This window comes from Pseudomonas xantholysinigenes (assembly GCF_014268885.2).
Lineage (GTDB): Bacteria > Pseudomonadota > Gammaproteobacteria > Pseudomonadales > Pseudomonadaceae > Aquipseudomonas > Aquipseudomonas xantholysinigenes.
Genome location: NZ_CP077095.1, coordinates 886500 through 901790 on the forward strand (window position 1 = coordinate 886500; position 15291 = coordinate 901790).

General features: G+C 65.5%; 16 protein-coding genes. 9 read left to right on the forward strand and 7 right to left on the reverse strand.

Features of this window, described 5'->3' with window-relative positions; translation table 11 throughout:
• Positions 1-73 precede the first annotated feature (73 nt).
• The 4 genes from hmgA (at position 74) to HU772_RS04125 (ending at position 4855) form a co-directional block, all read left to right on the forward strand.
• Positions 74-1375, forward strand: a complete 1302-nt coding sequence (gene hmgA, locus HU772_RS04110; RefSeq protein ID WP_186660158.1) for a homogentisate 1,2-dioxygenase — start codon at positions 74-76, stop codon at positions 1373-1375.
• A 3-nt stretch (positions 1376-1378) separates the two neighbouring features.
• The gene (fahA, locus tag HU772_RS04115) at positions 1379-2671 is read left to right on the forward strand and encodes a fumarylacetoacetase (protein ID WP_186660160.1); all 1293 of its coding nucleotides are present in this window, start codon (positions 1379-1381) and stop codon (positions 2669-2671) included.
• An 11-nt stretch (positions 2672-2682) separates the two neighbouring features.
• A complete protein-coding gene (gene maiA / locus HU772_RS04120) occupies positions 2683-3312 on the forward strand; it encodes a maleylacetoacetate isomerase (protein WP_186660162.1) in 630 nt (209 codons plus the stop codon).
• Positions 3313-3505: 193 nt separating this feature from the next.
• Complete coding sequence (locus HU772_RS04125) at positions 3506-4855, forward strand: MFS transporter (protein ID WP_186660164.1); 1350 nt, start codon at positions 3506-3508, stop codon at positions 4853-4855.
• On the opposite strand, the gene HU772_RS04130 is transcribed toward HU772_RS04125, so the two are convergent.
• Positions 4844-5650 carry a SirB1 family protein gene (locus HU772_RS04130; protein WP_186660166.1) on the reverse strand — a complete coding sequence of 269 codons (807 nt, stop codon included), beginning with the start codon at positions 5648-5650 and terminating at the stop codon, positions 4844-4846. The two genes, HU772_RS04125 and HU772_RS04130, sit on opposite strands and share 12 nt — an antisense overlap.
• Positions 5651-5774: 124 nt before the next feature.
• On the opposite strand from HU772_RS04130, the gene HU772_RS04135 reads away from it, so the two are divergent.
• The gene (locus HU772_RS04135; RefSeq protein ID WP_186660168.1) at positions 5775-6794 is read left to right on the forward strand and encodes a Leu/Phe/Val dehydrogenase; all 1020 of its coding nucleotides are present in this window, start codon (positions 5775-5777) and stop codon (positions 6792-6794) included.
• A gap of 359 nt (positions 6795-7153) precedes the next feature.
• Here the strand turns inward: HU772_RS04135 and HU772_RS04140 are convergent, their stop codons facing one another.
• Positions 7154-7417, reverse strand: coding sequence for a YebG family protein (locus HU772_RS04140; protein ID WP_186660170.1), 264 nt, complete (start codon positions 7415-7417; stop codon positions 7154-7156).
• 221 nt (positions 7418-7638) lie between these two features.
• Here HU772_RS04140 and HU772_RS04145 point away from each other — a divergent pair, with 221 nt between their 5' ends.
• Positions 7639-8109, forward strand: a complete 471-nt coding sequence (locus HU772_RS04145; protein ID WP_031315617.1) for a phosphate-starvation-inducible protein PsiE — start codon at positions 7639-7641, stop codon at positions 8107-8109.
• A 3-nt stretch (positions 8110-8112) separates the two neighbouring features.
• On the opposite strand, the gene HU772_RS04150 is transcribed toward HU772_RS04145, so the two are convergent.
• From HU772_RS04150 to HU772_RS04170, 5 genes are all read right to left on the reverse strand, one after another.
• A complete protein-coding gene (locus tag HU772_RS04150; protein WP_186660171.1) occupies positions 8113-8412 on the reverse strand; it encodes a DUF3509 domain-containing protein in 300 nt (99 codons plus the stop codon).
• A 142-nt stretch (positions 8413-8554) separates the two neighbouring features.
• Complete coding sequence (locus HU772_RS04155; RefSeq protein ID WP_134691200.1) at positions 8555-8902, reverse strand: HPF/RaiA family ribosome-associated protein; 348 nt, start codon at positions 8900-8902, stop codon at positions 8555-8557.
• A gap of 177 nt (positions 8903-9079) precedes the next feature.
• On the reverse strand, positions 9080-11386 hold the full coding sequence (gene fecA, locus HU772_RS04160; protein WP_186660172.1) for a TonB-dependent Fe(3+) dicitrate receptor FecA: 2307 nt from the start codon (positions 11384-11386) through the stop codon (positions 9080-9082).
• A 124-nt stretch (positions 11387-11510) separates the two neighbouring features.
• A complete protein-coding gene (locus tag HU772_RS04165; protein WP_186660173.1) occupies positions 11511-12434 on the reverse strand; it encodes a FecR domain-containing protein in 924 nt (307 codons plus the stop codon).
• Complete coding sequence (locus HU772_RS04170; protein WP_186660174.1) at positions 12431-12925, reverse strand: sigma-70 family RNA polymerase sigma factor; 495 nt, start codon at positions 12923-12925, stop codon at positions 12431-12433. The genes HU772_RS04165 and HU772_RS04170 overlap by 4 nt, the downstream gene beginning before the upstream one ends.
• Positions 12926-13097: 172 nt before the next feature.
• Here HU772_RS04170 and HU772_RS04175 point away from each other — a divergent pair, with 172 nt between their 5' ends.
• Genes HU772_RS04175 through HU772_RS04185 form a run of 3 tightly spaced genes read left to right on the forward strand, consistent with a single transcriptional unit; the run spans position 13098 to position 15288 of the window.
• Entirely contained in the window at positions 13098-13403 is a 306-nt protein-coding gene (locus HU772_RS04175) for a DUF3649 domain-containing protein (RefSeq protein ID WP_186660175.1), read from the forward strand.
• A complete protein-coding gene (locus tag HU772_RS04180; protein WP_186660176.1) occupies positions 13400-14962 on the forward strand; it encodes a PepSY-associated TM helix domain-containing protein in 1563 nt (520 codons plus the stop codon). Before HU772_RS04175 ends, HU772_RS04180 begins: the two co-directional genes overlap by 4 nt.
• The gene (locus tag HU772_RS04185; protein ID WP_186660177.1) at positions 14962-15288 is read left to right on the forward strand and encodes a DUF3325 domain-containing protein; all 327 of its coding nucleotides are present in this window, start codon (positions 14962-14964) and stop codon (positions 15286-15288) included. The genes HU772_RS04180 and HU772_RS04185 overlap by 1 nt, the downstream gene beginning before the upstream one ends.
• Positions 15289-15291 lie beyond the last annotated feature (3 nt).

The window sequence follows — 15291 nt, forward strand, 5'->3', positions numbered from 1 at the left end:
CCTTGGTGCCGGTTTCAGGATCGGGCTACGCAGCCAACTGCCCGCAACGGCTCCCAGCAGCCCGGAGGCACCGATGACCCGCGCTACATCCCCAGAACTCCAGTACCTGAGCGGCTTCGGCAACGAATTCGCCAGCGAAGCCCTGCCCGGTGCGCTGCCGGTGGGGCAGAACTCGCCGCAGAAGGCGCCCTATGGCCTGTATGCCGAACTGCTGTCGGGCACGGCGTTCACCATGACCCGCAGCGAGCTGCGCCGTACCTGGCTGTACCGCATCCGCCCATCGGCGCTGCACCCGCGCTTCGAGCGCCTGGTGCGCCAGCCGCTGACCGGGGCCCTGGGCCCGATCAACCCCAACCGCCTGCGCTGGAGCCCCCAGCCGATGCCGACCGAACCGACCGATTTCATCGACGGTTGGCTGCCGATGGTGGCCAACTCGGCATCGGAAAAACCGGCTGGCGTGAGCATCTACATCTACCGCGCCAACCGTTCCATGGAGCGGATGTTCTTCAACGCCGACGGCGAGCTGCTGCTGGTGCCCGAGCAGGGCCGTCTGCGCATCGCCACCGAACTGGGCGTGCTCGAGGTCGAGCCGCTGGAGATCGCGGTGATCCCGCGGGGCATGAAGTTCCGTGTCGAGCTGCTCGATGCCCAGGCTCGTGGCTACCTCGCCGAGAACCATGGCGCACCGCTGCGTATTCCAGACCTTGGTCCGATCGGCAGCAACGGCCTGGCCAACCCGCGTGATTTCCTCACCCCGGTGGCCCACTACGAAGAAACCACCGGCCCGGTGCAGTTGGTGCAGAAGTTCCTCGGCGAACACTGGGGCTGCGAGCTGCAGCATTCGCCGTTGGATGTGGTCGCCTGGCACGGCAGCAATGTGCCGTACAAGTACGACCTGCGCCGTTTCAACACCATCGGCACGGTCAGCTTCGACCACCCCGACCCATCGATCTTCACCGTGCTGACCTCGCCGACCAGCGTGCATGGCATGGCCAACATGGACTTCGTGATCTTCCCGCCACGTTGGATGGTGGCCGAGAACACCTTCCGTCCACCATGGTTCCACCGCAACCTGATGAACGAGTTCATGGGCCTGATCCAGGGCGCCTACGATGCCAAGGCCGAAGGCTTCCTGCCCGGCGGCGCCTCGTTACACGGGGTGATGAGCGCCCATGGCCCGGATGCCGAAACCTGCGACAAGGCCATTGCCGCAGAGCTGGCGCCGCACAAGATCGACAACACCATGGCCTTCATGTTCGAGACCAGCCAGGTGCTGCGTCCGAGCCTCCAGGCCCTCGAAAGCCCGCAGTTGCAGGCCGACTACGATAGTTGCTGGGCGACCCTGCCGAGCACCTTCAACCCGAACCGGAGATAACCGATGAACCACACCGCCATTGCCCGTAGCTGGGTCGAGCACGCCAACGGGCACCGCGACTTCCCGCTGCAGAACCTGCCGCTGGGCATCTTCAGCCGGCCAGGCCAGGCACCGCGTTGCGGCGTGGCCATCGGCGACGCCATCCTCGACCTTGAAGCCGTGCTGGCCGCCGGGCTGTTCGATGGCGCGGCCAAGGCCGCTGTCGAGGCCACCGTCGGTGGCGCGTTGAACGCCTTCTTCGCCCTGGGCCGCACCGCCCGCGTGACCCTGCGCGAGCGCCTGCTGGCACTGCTGGGCGAGGGTAGCGAGCACCAGGATGCGCTGAAAGCCGCCCTGTATCCGGCCAGCGAGTGCCAACTGCACTTGCCGGCGAGGATCGGCGACTACACCGACTTCTACGTGGGCATCGAGCATGCCAAGAACGTCGGCAAGCTGTTCCGCCCGGACAACCCGCTGCTGCCCAACTACAAGTACGTGCCGATCGGCTACCACGGCCGCGCCTCGACCATTCGCCCGTCCGGCACTGACGTGCGCCGCCCCAAGGGTCAGACCTTGCCGGCCGGCCAGACCGAGCCGAGCTTCGGTCCCTGCGCGCGCCTGGACTATGAGCTGGAGCTGGGTATCTGGATCGGCCAGGGCAATGAGATGGGACAGTCGATTGCGGTGGGCGACGCCGCCGAGCACGTGGCCGGCTACTGCCTGCTCAATGACTGGTCGGCGCGGGACATCCAGGCCTGGGAATACCAGCCGCTAGGCCCGTTCCTGTCCAAGAGCTTCATCACCAGCGTCTCACCCTGGGTGGTCACCGCCGAGGCCCTGGAGCCATTCCGTTGCGCCCAACCCGCGCGCCCCGAGGGCGACCCGCAGCCGCTGTCGTACCTTCTGGACAAGCGCGACCAGGCCGGCGGTGCCTTCGATATCGAGCTGGAAGTGCTGCTGCTGACCGCGCGCATGCGCGAGCAGAACCTGCCGGCTCATCGCCTTACGCTGAGCAACACCCGCAGCATGTACTGGACCGTGGCGCAGATGGTCGCCCACCACAGCGTCAACGGCTGCCAGCTGCAACCGGGCGACCTGTTCGGTTCGGGCACTTTGTCGGGGGCAGCGGCGGGTTCGTTCGGCAGCCTGCTCGAGATCACCGAGGGCGGCAAGCACCCGGTGCAGCTGGCCAGTGGCGAGGTGCGCAAGTTCCTCGAGGACGGCGACGAGATCATCCTGCGGGCCCGCTGCGTGTCTGACGGCGTGGCCAGCATCGGCTTCGGCGAGTGCCGCGGCACCATCGTCGCGGCCAACTGAGGAGGCAGGCGATGGAGCTGTTCACCTACTACCGTTCCACCTCGTCGTATCGGGTGCGCATCGCCCTGGCGCTCAAAGGCCTTGAGTACCAGGCCAAGCCTGTGAACCTGCTCAAGGGCGAACAGCGCGGTGAGGATTACCTGGCGCTCAACCCGCAAGGGCGGGTGCCGGCCCTGCGTACCGATGACGGCGCGTTGCTGGTGCAGTCGCCGGCAATCATCGAGTACCTCGAAGAGGCTTATCCACAGCCCGCGCTGCTGCCGACCTGTGCCAAGACCCGGGCCCAGGTGCGTGGCGTGGCGGCGATCATCGGCTGCGATATCCATCCATTGCACAACGTCAGCGTGCTCAACCAGCTGCGTCAGTTGGGGCATGACGAAACCCAGGTCAACCAGTGGATTGGTCACTGGATCAGCCAAGGGTTGGCGGCGATCGAGCAGTTGATTGGCGATGATGGCTTTTGCTTCGGTGCCACGCCGGGGCTGGCTGATATCTACCTGATCCCGCAGTTGTATGCGGCCGAGCGATTCAACATCGACCTCGGCGGTTACCCGCGCATTCGCCGCGTGGCCGCCCTGGCCGAGCAGCACCCAGCCTTCCAGCAAGCCCACCCAGCGAGGCAGCCCGACACTCCCAACTGAACACCAACTCCTGGTGTTGGCTGGGACTCTGTGGGAGCGGGTTTACCCGCGAATGCAATGGTGAGGCCACCGACGCTTTCGCGGGTAAACCGGCTCCCAAAGAGACCGTGTCAACCGGCAGGAGCCGGCAAGCCGGCACCTGCGGATACCATCGCGCTCCCATGGCATAACAATAAAAGACAGGTACCTTGCGATGAACAACCAGATAGCCAGCTTCCGCGCGGCGCTCGACGCGCGCCCGGTGTCCCCCTACCAGTGGTGCCTGTTGTTGCTGTTGGTCCTGCTGCTGGTCACCGATGGTTATGATGCCCAGGTGCTGGGCTATGTGATCCCCGCGCTGGCCCAGGACTGGGGCCTGGAAAAGGCCGCCTTCGGGCCGGTGTTCAGCGCCAACCTTCTGGGCCTGACGCTCGGTTCGCTGGCGGTGACGCCGTTGGCCGACCGCTTCGGCGTGCGGCGGGTGTTGCTGTGCTGCGTGCTGCTGTATGCCAGCCTGACGGTGCTGATGGTGTTCGCTACGTCCCTCGATAGCCTGATGCTGGCGCGCTTTCTTTGCGGTATCGGCATGGGCGGCGCCATGCCCAGCGCCATGGCACTGATGGCCGATTACGCACCGCCGCGCCTGCGCACCCTGATGGTGACCCTGGCTGCCTGCGGTTTTTCGTTGGGCGGCGCGGCGGGAGGCTTTGTCGCCGCAGGCTTCATCGACCGTCATGGTTGGCAGGCGGTGTTCCTGGCCGGTGGCGTGGCACCGTTGCTGCTGTTCCCCTTCCTGTATTTCTTCTTGCCCGAATCACTGCCACGCCTGTTGCGCGACGCGCCGCCCTATTGGCGTTTGCAGCATATCTGCACGCGGCTGCTGCCCGGCTGGAAGGTGCCGGAGGCGCAGTTGGACGCCGATGAGCCAGCACCCGGCAAGTTGACCGTGGTGGCGTTGTTCCGTGGCGGTTTTGCCCGGCCAACCCTGCTGCTGTGGAGCACCTTCTTCGTCAGCCTGATCCTGCTGTACTTCATGATCAGCTGGCTGCCGTCGCTGTTGCAGGACAGCGGCCTGGCGCTGAACCAGGCGAACCTGGTGACCTCGCTGTTCCTGTTTGCCGGCACCCTGGGCGCGGTATGCATGGCCTGGTGCGCCGACCGCATGCTCAACAAGGCACGCCTGCTGGCCGGTGTGCTGCTGGGGGCGGCGCTGTTCAGCGTGCTGGTGGGCTTGAACCATGCAGACCCGCGCTGGTTGGTGCCGAGCGTGTTCGCCGCCGGCTTCTGCATCATTGGCGGACAGCTCACGCTCAATGCCTTTGTCAGCAACTTCTACCCGGCCCAGGTGCGCGCCACCGGCACCGGTTGGGCCCTCGGCGTGGGGCGCTTCGGCTCGATCCTCGGGCCGTTGCTGGGGAGCCTGCTGCTGACCTTGCACATGCCGGTGGAACAGATTTTCTATTTCTGTGCGGTGCCGGCATTGCTTGGCGCCTTGCTGATCTGCCAAGTGCGTGCGCCTCGCTCGCATGAGGTGGCGGTCAAGGCCCAAGCGTTAGTGGATTGAGCGCTTGCTGGCGGGCAGTTGGCCGAGTCGTTCGCTCAGTTTCAGCCGTTGTACCGGGTCGTCGGTCAGCAGCAGGGCATGCTCCAGGTCGAAGCGTTCGGCCTGCGGGCAGTCCAGATGCTGGTACAGGGTGGCACGGGCCAGATAATCGTTGACCTGCACCGGCCCTAACTGCATGACCCGCTCGGCGTCGACCAGCGCGGCCAGGTCGTTGTCGTTGCTGCTGTGCAGCTGGCGCAGGTTGCGTGACAGGCGCTGGAGCATCTGCATCGGCGTGGCCGCGCGCAGGTGTTCGGCGGTCAGTGGCAGGTGCGGGCCGAACTGGCGGGCGAGCAGCTCGCGGCAATCGGCGGGGTACAGGCGGCGGCCGCCGCAGGGGTCGAGCAGATGATCGGCGCCGGGCACCCGCAGCAGGAAATGGCCGGGAAAATTGACCCCTTCCAGCGGGATCGACAGGCGCCGCGCCAGCTCCAGGGCAAGGATGGCCAGCAGCAGCGGTTGCCCGCGCCGGCGTTGCAGCACTTTGTCCATCAGCGCGGCTTGTGGACGCAGCGGCAGGTACTCATCCTGCTGGTAACCCAAGGCATTGAGCTGGCGCAGCAGCGGTTGCGCCAGTTCGTTCAATGGCAGCATCGGCAGTTGGGTGCTGACCTCTCGCTGCAGGGTGTGCAGGTGCGTGAGGCTGGCAGCGGGTTCGACGCTGCAGTCATGCTCGGCGGCGATCCACAGCGCGGCTTCCAGCAGGGCGACCGGCTCGCGCTCCAGGCAGGCCAGGCAGGCTTGGCGTGGGTTCATGGGGGCTTCTCCATCACGCTTAACTTGTAGCCCTGGCCGGGCTTTTCGTCCAGTGGTCCGCCCGCGCGGTGACTGGGCTTGACCTGTTTATACTGGTAGCAGCACCTCACGGGGGAGCCCGTCGATGTTCGCGCTCATGCAAAGCACCCGTACCCAGTCATTGCACCTGTTCATCGACCCGCCCACGGGCCTGAAGGCGGTGGTTGTGATCCACAGCGAACAGCTGGGCCCCGCCATGGGCGGTTGCCGCTACCTGCCGTATGCCGACGACGAAAGCGCCATGAGCGACGCCATCCGCCTGGCCCAGGGCATGAGCTACAAGGCCGCCCTGGCCGGGCTACCCATGGGTGGCGGCAAGGCGGTGATCGTGCGCAATCCCCATGTGGAAAACCGCGCGGCGCTGTTCGAGGCGTTTGGCCGCTTCGTCGATACCTTGCAGGGGCGCTTCATCACCGCGGTGGACAGTGGCACGTCGACCCTGGACATGGACTGCATCGCCCAGTCCACGCCTTACGTCACCAGCACCACCGCCTCGGGCGATCCCTCGCCCCACGCGGCGTTGGGCGTGTTCGCCGGTATTCGCGCGACTTCGATGGCCCGCCTGGGCAGCGATAACCTGGAAGGCTTGCGGGTGGCGGTGCAGGGCTTGGGGAACGTGGGTTATGCGTTGGCCGAGCAACTGCATGCGGCGGGGGCCGAGTTGCTGGTCAGCGACCTGGACCCGGGGCGGGTGCGCCTGGCCGTGGAGCAGTTCAATGCCCATCCCGTGCCCCACGAAGCCCTGGTCAGCACGCCGTGCGACATCTTTGCGCCTTGCGGCGTAGGGCCGGTGTTGAACGGGCAGAGCGTGATGCAGCTGCGCTGTGCGGCGGTGGCGGGCTCGGCAAACAACCAACTGACCACGATGCAGGTGGCTGATCAACTGGAAAGCCGCGGAATCCTGTACGCGCCGGATTACGTGATCAATGCAGGTGGGTTGATCTATGTGGCGTTGACCCATAGAGGGGAAGCGGTGGGGACCATCACGGCGCACTTGGCGCGAATTCCCACGCGCCTGACCGAGGTGTTCGCCCATGCCCAGGCCGAGAAGCGCTCGCCGGCCAGGGTGGCGCAGATGCTGGCCGAGCGCTTGTTGTACGGCTGAAAAACGGGTGCTGTGTGCTGTCATGCTCCCAGTGCAAGCAACGGTCTTGCTGAGATTGCTCAACCGGGCGCGATCCCTGTGGGAGCAACTGTCTTGCTCAATTTCTAGAATCTGGCGCGATCCGTACGGGAGCGGGCTTGCCCGCGAACACCGGCGAAGCCGGTGCCAGGCACCGCGTCGCCTGCTTCGCGGGTAAACCCGCTCCCACAGGTGCAGTGCATGTCCTGAGGTCGGCGCGATCCCTGTGGGAGCGGCTTTAGCCGCGAACACCGGCGTAGCCGGTGCCAGGCATCGCGTTGCTTGCTTCGCGGTAGCCCGCTCCCACAGGGGGCGCGCAAGGCACTGGGGTAGTGTCGAAGTTACTCGGCCGCGCCGCCTTCGAGCAGCTCGGCCAGCGCATCAGGCTGGCTCTTGAACGCGCGGGCGAACACATCGCGGTTCTTGGCCATGTAGATACCGGCCTCTTCGACCTGCTGCTCGCTCAGCGACGGCACCGCCTTGTGCAGTACCTCGGCCAGGCGCTCGGCCAGCTCGAGCATCTTGTCGTGACGGTCTGCTTCGGCCTTATCCATGAACAAGCGCTCCGGGTCGCGGCTGCTGCGGTACATCACTTCGACGGCCATTCATCACCTCTATGCCTTTTTGCTGGTTGGGTTGGCAGATAACTGTATTTTTATACAGTACAGGTTCAAGCCACCGCCCCGCAACCGCAATGATGGCCCTTTATGCTGAAAACAGCGTAGCCCACAGGTGCCCTGCGGCAATCGGCCGCCTTCCAAGGCAAGGGCCTGGCCCTTTAACTGCATGCCACAAGACCTTCAGCCGTATCGGGGAATCGAACATCGTGAACATCAAATGGGCAGAAAAACTGCGCAAGGGCCTGCATGGCTCGGCCGACTCGCTGGGCAACCTGTGCGTGGAGGCGTTCCACTACCTGGCGCTGTTCGGTATCGGCGCGATCACCGCCTATGCGGCAGTGGTGACATTCCTCGACATGCTGGGCAAGGGCGGGGTCAGCGTCGACGACATCCTGCTGCTGTTCATCTACCTGGAACTGGGCGCGATGGTGGGGATTTATTTCAAGACCAACCACATGCCGATCCGCTTCCTGCTGTATGTGGCGATCACCGCGCTGACCCGCCTGCTGATCGGCGACGTGTCGCACCACAAGGCGCCGGATGTCGGCTTGCTGTATGTGTGCGGCGGCATCCTGCTGCTGGCCTTCGCCATTCTGGTGGTGCGCTACGCCTCGTATCGCTACCCATCGACCAAGGCGCTGGATGCCAGCGGCAAGGAAGTGGATGAGGGCAAGTAGGCCTCAGTTGGCCAGGCCCGCGCTGGGAAAGCGCTGTTCGCCGTGCTGGCTGCGGGTCAGGGCGGCGAGGACCTCCAGCGGGTTCTGCCCTAGCTCGATGGCCAGGCCCAGGCGGATGCTGTCGATGACCCGCTGCAGGCGTATCGGGTCGTTGCGCTGGGCTTCGCTGACCAGGCGCTTGGCTACTACGCCGCTGTCGTCGGACAGGGTCAGCATGATGCTGCCGTCCAGGCGCTCGATGCTCAGGTTGACCCGGTATTCCGGGGCGAAGGCGGCGCTGATTTGTTCGAAGGGGTTGTGCATGGTCGGCATCTGCAATGAATGACTGCAGGAATTGACCGGGGCCGTCTGGGCTTGGTTCAGGCCCGTTGATCGGTGCGCAATGAAGAGTGCAATGAAAACGCCCGGCGCAAGGCCGGGCGTTGGTGTGTGACACAAGGCCGGATCAGGCGTCCGGATCACTCAGTTCCAGGGCGCCGCGCTTGCTGCGCAGTTTGCCGTAGAAGTGCTCCAGGGCGTGGTTCAGCTTGCTGGCGGCGCCATCGACCGCCTGGTCCAGCGAGGCGGCGGTATGGGTCACGGAAATCGGTTGGTGGCCTTTCGGGCGAGCCTCCATCTGGCAGCGTTTGTCATGCGGGCCGGGCTTGGCACCGTTCTCGTCGCGCAGGTGGACCTCGATGCGGGTGAGGTCGTCCTCGTAGCGTTCGAGGCTGCTTTGCAGGGTGCTGCGCACCCATTGGTCGAGACGGATGTTGCCTTCGATGTGGTTGCTGCTGTTGACCTGGATTTGCATGATTCAATCCTTATTCAGCTTGCTCGCGAGAGGCGTGCCTAGGCCACTGAGGGCGTTGGGTTTTCTGCGCCTCTTGACTCTAAGGTCAGGCATCGGCGCGACGAATTCAAGCCCCTGTCGAAGAAAAATGTGTTGTTGCAAAAAGCCCGGCGATTGCCGGGCTTTTCTTGCCGTCGATCAGAACTCGACCGAGGTTTGCAGGTATAAAGTACGAGGTTCACCCACGTACTTGCCCTTGTTGTTGTCGTCGAACGAACGGGTGTAGTACTCGCGGTTGAACAGGTTCTTCACCCCCACCGCCACCTTCAAGTTCGACAGCTGCGGGCCGAAGTCGTAGCCAGCGCGGCTGCTGACCAGCATGTAGCCGGGAATGCGTCCGGTGCTGCCGTCGGCGCTCTCGCTACCGGTGTTGGCGTTGTCGGCGTATTGGCTGCTCTGGAAGCTGCTGTCGAGGTTAAGTTGCCACGGGCCCTGGGTGTAGCCGAGCCCCAGGGTGCCCTTGTGGCGCGACGAGAACGGCACCTGGTTGCCCTTGTTCGGCCCGTCCTCGCGAATGCTGGCATCGACGAAGGCATAGCCGGCATGCACGTCGAAGCCCGCCAGTGCCGGGCTCAGGCCATCGAGGGCGTAGCGCACGCTGGTCTCGATCCCTTGGTGGCGGGTCTCGCCGCGGGCGATTACCGAATCGTTGGTCTGGTTGCTTTCGTACTGATTGTCGAAGTTGATCAGAAACGCGCCGATCTCCGCTTGCAGGTCGCCATTGTCATAGCGGGTACCGACTTCCCAGGTGCGCGCCTTTTCCGGCTTCACCTCGCCACTGCTGACCCGGTTGGGCATCTGGCTGTACTGCACGCTGCCGAACGAGCCTTCGGTGTTGGCGTAGAGGTTCCAGTTGTCGGTCAGGTGGTACATCACGTTCAGTGCCGGCAGGGCGGTGTTGTAGCTGCCCTGGTAGCGTTGGCCGCTGAGCTTGTTGTTCTGCTCGGAGTCGATCATCTCGTAGCGGATGCCCGGGGTGATGGTCCAGCGGCCGATGTCGATGCGGTCGTCCAGGTAGATCGCGTGGGCCTCGGTACTGCCGCGGGTGTCGCGGTCATTGCGGCTGTTGGTGGTCGGCAGCAGGTTGGCGCGGGTCGGCTCGCGGTAGCGCAGTTCGTGGCCGGCTTCGTTGATGTAGCGGTAGCCGATGCCCAGTTCGTGCCAGCTGTCGCCCAGGGCCAGGCCCTGAGAAAAACGCGTTTCGATGCCGCGTACCCAGTACTCGCGGGGCGACAGCGAGACGAAGCTGCCCTGGTCGAGGTAGCCGCTGCGCAGGGTCTTGGTGAAGAAGCTGTTGACGCTGAACTGGCGGTCGTCCTGCTTGTAGTCGTAGCCCAGGTTGAACAGCGTGCGGCGGCCCCAGAACTTGTCCTTGAGGCGGGTCGACTGGTACGGGTCGGCGTCGAAGTCGGCCGCGCTCAGGCCACCGGGCATCTCGGCCTCGCCCTCGTAGTACTGGGCCATGGCGTGCAGGCTGTTGGCTTCGTCCAGTTGCAGCTTGCCCTTGAGCATCAGGTCGTCGATCTGGGTGTCGCTGTGTTCGCGCCAGTCACTGCCTCGGCTGCCGGAGTAGAGCAGGGCGCCGCCCAGGCCGTTGGCATTGGTACCACCGATCAACAGGTTGGCGCTGTTCTTCAGGCCATCCTGGCTGGACGACGGGCTGATCTGGTTCTGCATCGCCGCCTTGAAGGTGGCCTCTTCGGGGATGGCGCGGGTGACGAAGTTGACGATGCCGCCGACGTTCTGCGGCCCGTAGCGCACCGCGCCGCCGCCGCGCACCACGTCCACCGCGTCCATGTTGCCCAGGCTGATCGGCGCCAGCGACAGCTGCGGTTGGCCGTAAGGGGCGAAGGGCACCGGAATGCCGTCCATCAGCACGGTGGAGCGTGAGGCCAGGCGAGGGTTCAGGCCACGGATGCCGAAGTTCAGCGCCAGGTCATGGCTGCCGGTGCCGTTGTTTTCCGGGGCATTGACCCCGGGAATGCGGTTGAGCACTTCGCGGGCGCTGCTGGCGCCGCTGCGTTCGAACTGCTCGCGGCGCACCACGTCGCGGGCGCCGGGATGTTCGAAGACGTTGTCCTGGCGCGCCTCGGCCAGCCAGTCGCCGACCACGGTCGAGGCGCCCAGCTCCACGCTGCCAGTGCCGCCGGCGGCTTGCGCCGGTTGCAGGTTGAAGGCGTTGTCGGTCTGCTGGTGGGCTTGCAGGCCACTGCCGCGCAACAGCGCGTCGAGGCCTTGCGCCGTCTCGTACTGGCCGTCCAGACCAGGGCTGCTCAGGCCTTGGGTGAGGGCCGGGCTGAACGAGATCAGCGCGCCGCTTTCGTGGCCAAACTGGTTGAGCGCCTGCTCCAGGGTACCGGCGGCGATGTGGTAGTCGCGGGTTTCGCCGGCCAGGGCGAACGGGGCGGCGAGCATCAGGGCGTAGACGAGGGGGCTGGGGCGCATGTGGCGGAAGTCCTGTGACAAGGGGTTCTGCCTTGTCTGTCACGCGAGGTTCGGGAAATGGCTCAGGTGGATGGAAAAAAGTTGCGTCACGCTCTGCGCTGGCTCCGACAGGGGAGAGGGGTGTTCAGCTTGTGGCCGCTTCAACATTGACCCAGTAGCGAGTGAAGCGCCGCACCCGCACCGGCAACGCCACTTCGAGCATGGCCAGGATCCGTTCGCTGTCCGCCAGCGGGTAGGAGCCGGAGATCCGCAGGTCGGCCACCCGCTCGCTGCAACCCAGCTGGCCCAGGCGATAGCGTGACAACTCCGCGAGAAAATCGCCCAGGCGCATCTGTGACACCACCAGCATGCCGTCCACCCACGCCGCGCGGTTGGGGTCCAACGGCGCGACCGCTTGCCAGCCGCCCGCGGCGAAACGCGCCTGGTGCCCGGCCAGCAACGGTTGCCCGGCCACGCTGACGCTGCCGCTGAATACCGAGACCAGGCTGAAACCATCGAACTGGCGAACGTCGAAACGGCCACTGCCCAGGCGCAGCTCGCCCTGGGCGGTAAGCAGGTGCAGCGGGCGTGGGTCGTTGACCACCTCCAGCAGCAACTCGCCCTCCTGCAAGCGCACTCGACGCTGCTGGCCATCGAAGCGTACATCGGCGGCACTGCGGGTATTCAGGTGCAACTGGCTGCCATCATCGAGGGTCAGGCGCCGGCGCTGGCCGACTGGGCTGCGATAGTCGGCCAGCAGCCCCGGCAGCGGGTTGTGTGGCTGCAGGCCGAGCCCGGCGGCGCTGGCCACCCCGACCAGCAACAGCGCCTTGAGCGCGCGACGCCGGGCCGGCGAGGGCGGCGCCTGCAAGGTGGCATGCACCACCGGCGAGGCGACCCCGCGCAGGCGTTGGTTGACCTGCTGGATATGCGCCCAGGCGCGCTGGTGCTCGCTGTCGGCCTGCAACCAGTGCTGCAGGGCCTGATGCTGGTCGAAATCGTCACTCTGCGACTCGATCAGCCAGTGCACCGCCTGCTCGGCGATGTGCGCGGAGAACGACGGGTTCACAGGGCGAAGTAGCAGCGCAGCGCTGCCTTGTGCAGGTAGCGTTTGACCGTGGCCAGGGAAATGCCCAGTTCACGGGCGATCTCGCCCTGGCCCAGGCCATCGACCTGGGCCAGCAGGAAGGTGCGCTTGACCAGCGGTGGCAGGCCATCGAGCAAGCGGTCGAGTTCGAGCAGGGTGTCGAAGATGATCGCTTTTTGCTCTTCGCTCGGCGCCACCTGTTCCGGCACCTGGGCCAGGGCCTCAAGGTAGGCGCGCTCCAGTTCCTGGCGGCGGAAGTGGTTGCACAGCACACGCTTGGCCACGGTGGCGAGGAAGGCGCGCGGTTCGACCAGCTGCGGCGCCTCGCGGGCCTGGAGCAGGCGCACGTAAGTGTCCTGGGCCAGGTCGGCGGCACTTTGCGGGCAGCCCAGGCGCCGGCGCAACCAGCCGGTGAGCCAGGTGTGGTGGGCGAGGTAGAGGCCTTCGACGGTGGCGGAAAGCGCGCTGGGCACCGATGCGACTCCGGCGCCCGATGGCGCAATTGGAAGTAAGAATTGTTCGCATTGTATTCGGCGGACCATGCTTCGGCAATGATGTTCTCCCGGCTCCAACGGTGGTCGCGTGCTCTTTGATTATGAGAATTGAAATCATTACTATTGCAGCCCCATTCCCCGGACCCTCGTCATGAAGAGCAAAGCCGCCGGCCTTCCCCTGAGCTACCGCCTGGCCGTGACCTCACGCAGCCTGGCCGCTTTGTTGGGTGGCTACCTGCTGGCGTCGATGGTCAGCGTGTGCGTCGCCCTGCTGGCGCCTATGAGCCAGGTCGATGCCGCGTTGACCGGGATGATGCTGTCGTTCGTCTTCTACCTGCTGGCTTTCCTCTGGTGTTTCGCCTGCCGCAGCGCCTGGCGCGCCTGGCAGGGGGTGCTGCTGCCGAGCCTGGTGCTGGGGGTGGTCAATGCGCTGGCCTACTGGATGAAGCAGCCATGAAAGAAGGATTCCGCCAGGCCATGGCCTGGCTGCACACCTGGACCGGCCTGATTTTCGGCTGGTTGCTGTTTGCGATCTTCCTGACCGGGACGCTGTCCTATTTCAAGGAAGAAATCACCCACTGGACCAAGCCCGAGATCCAGGGCCATCCGCTGGACCCGGCGACCAGCCTAGGCCTGGCCCAGCGCTACCTGCAGGCCAACGCCGGGCATGCCAGCACCTGGTTCATCCGCTTGCCCAGCGAGCGAGAGGCGGCGCTCGGCGTCACCTGGCGCGACCCCAACGGCGGGGGGCGGCGTGGCTTTACCAACAAAGACCTCGATGCCCAGACCGGCGCAGAGGTGCAGACCCGCGACAGCCGCGGCGGCGAGTTCTTCTACCGGTTCCATTTCCAGTTGCAGATGCCGCACCCCTGGGGCCGCTGGTTGTCGACCTTCTGCGCCTTCATCATGCTGCTGGGGCTGGTCACCGGGATCATCACCCACAAGAAGATCTTCAAGGAGTTCTTCACCTTCCGTCCGGGCAAGGGCCAGCGTTCCTGGCTCGATGGCCACAACGCCATTGGCGTGCTGGTGCTGCCGTTCCACCTGATGATCAGCTACAGCAGCCTGGTGATCTTCATGTACATGGTCATGCCGGCCGGCATCCTCGCCAGTTATGGCGACAGTGATCGCTACTTCAACGATTTGTTCGGTCGCGATGAGTCTGTCGCGGCCTCGGCCCAGGCGGCACCGCTGGTGCCACTGGGCGAGTTGTACGCCAAGGTCCAGGCCCATGTGCCGGGCGCGCGCCTGGGCTTCATTCAGGTGCAGAACCCAGGCGACGCCAATGCCAGGGTGAGTTTCTCCTGGTCCGCCCCCGACAGCGTGGCCTACCAGCGCAGCGCCAGCTGGACCTTCGATGGTGTCAGCGGCGAACTGCTCAACCAAGGCGCGACGGAAAGCGTGGCGATGCAGACCTCGTTCACCTTCGTCGGCCTGCACATGGGCAACTTCGCCGGGCCCTGGCTGCGCTGGTTGTACTTCGTCTTCGGCGTCGCCGGCACGGCGGTGATCGGCACCGGGCTGGTGATGTGGCTGGGCAAGCGCCAGCTCAAGCATGCCAAGAGCGCACAGATGCCGGGCGAATTGCGCCTGGTGGAGGTGCTCAATATCGCCAGCATGAGCGGCCTGATGCTCGCGGTGGCGGCATTTTTCTGGGCCAACCGCCTGTTCCCGGTAGGCCTGCAAGGGCGTGCCGACTGGGAAATCGACAGCTTCCTGTGGGTTTGGGCGCTGTCACTGCTGCATGCGTTGCTGCGTCCCGGGCGTCGAGCTTGGGCCGAGCAACTGGCCCTGGGAGCGTTGGCGTTTGCCTTGTTGCCCCTGCTCAATGCGCTGACCACGGGCAAGGGCCTGGACCACTCCCTGGTCAGTGGCGACTGGGTCATGGCCGGGTTCGATCTCACGGCGCTGGCCACCGGCCTGTTCCTCGCCTGGGCCGCCGGCAAGATGCTGCGTGCGCCCAAGCCTGCCGCCAAGCGCGCGCCACGCGCCGGCACTGTCGTGGAGGCCAGCTGATGCTTGGCATCGCCTTGCTCGGGTTTGCCGGGTTCGCCGGCTTGTGCCTGGCCATGGAAAAACATTGCAACGATCTGCTCGGGCGCAAGCCCACGCTGCTCCAGCAGCGGGCCCTGCGCGCAGGCGGCTGGGCCTTGTTGCTGGTGGCGTTGGTGCTGGCCGTGCACCTGCGCGGTTGGGCCCTGGGCCTGGTGCAGTGGATCGCCGTGCTGATGGCCGGGGGCACGCTGTGGGTGTTTGGCTTGCCCTACCAACCGCGCCTGTTGCTGGCGGCGGCTGCGCTCAGCCTGATACTGGGGCCGCTGCTGGCCCTGTTGTCGGTGTGAGCC

What these genes read in the sequence shown, in the direction of transcription:
- hmgA (WP_186660158.1), top strand. Translation starts at nt 74, where the DNA reads ATGACCCGCGCTACATCCCCAGAACTCCAGTACCTGAGCGGCTTCGGC.
- fahA (WP_186660160.1), top strand. Translation starts at nt 1,379, where the DNA reads ATGAACCACACCGCCATTGCCCGTAGCTGGGTCGAGCACGCCAACGGG.
- maiA (WP_186660162.1), top strand. Translation starts at nt 2,683, where the DNA reads ATGGAGCTGTTCACCTACTACCGTTCCACCTCGTCGTATCGGGTGCGC.
- HU772_RS04125 (WP_186660164.1), top strand. Translation starts at nt 3,506, where the DNA reads ATGAACAACCAGATAGCCAGCTTCCGCGCGGCGCTCGACGCGCGCCCG.
- HU772_RS04130 (WP_186660166.1), bottom strand. Translation starts at nt 5,650, where the DNA reads ATGAACCCACGCCAAGCCTGCCTGGCCTGCCTGGAGCGCGAGCCGGTC.
- HU772_RS04135 (WP_186660168.1), top strand. Translation starts at nt 5,775, where the DNA reads ATGTTCGCGCTCATGCAAAGCACCCGTACCCAGTCATTGCACCTGTTC.
- HU772_RS04140 (WP_186660170.1), bottom strand. Translation starts at nt 7,417, where the DNA reads ATGGCCGTCGAAGTGATGTACCGCAGCAGCCGCGACCCGGAGCGCTTG.
- HU772_RS04150 (WP_186660171.1), bottom strand. Translation starts at nt 8,412, where the DNA reads ATGCACAACCCCTTCGAACAAATCAGCGCCGCCTTCGCCCCGGAATAC.
- HU772_RS04155 (WP_134691200.1), bottom strand. Translation starts at nt 8,902, where the DNA reads ATGCAAATCCAGGTCAACAGCAGCAACCACATCGAAGGCAACATCCGT.
- fecA (WP_186660172.1), bottom strand. Translation starts at nt 11,386, where the DNA reads ATGCGCCCCAGCCCCCTCGTCTACGCCCTGATGCTCGCCGCCCCGTTC.
- HU772_RS04175 (WP_186660175.1), top strand. Translation starts at nt 13,098, where the DNA reads ATGAAGAGCAAAGCCGCCGGCCTTCCCCTGAGCTACCGCCTGGCCGTG.
- HU772_RS04180 (WP_186660176.1), top strand. Translation starts at nt 13,400, where the DNA reads ATGAAAGAAGGATTCCGCCAGGCCATGGCCTGGCTGCACACCTGGACC.
- HU772_RS04185 (WP_186660177.1), top strand. Translation starts at nt 14,962, where the DNA reads ATGCTTGGCATCGCCTTGCTCGGGTTTGCCGGGTTCGCCGGCTTGTGC.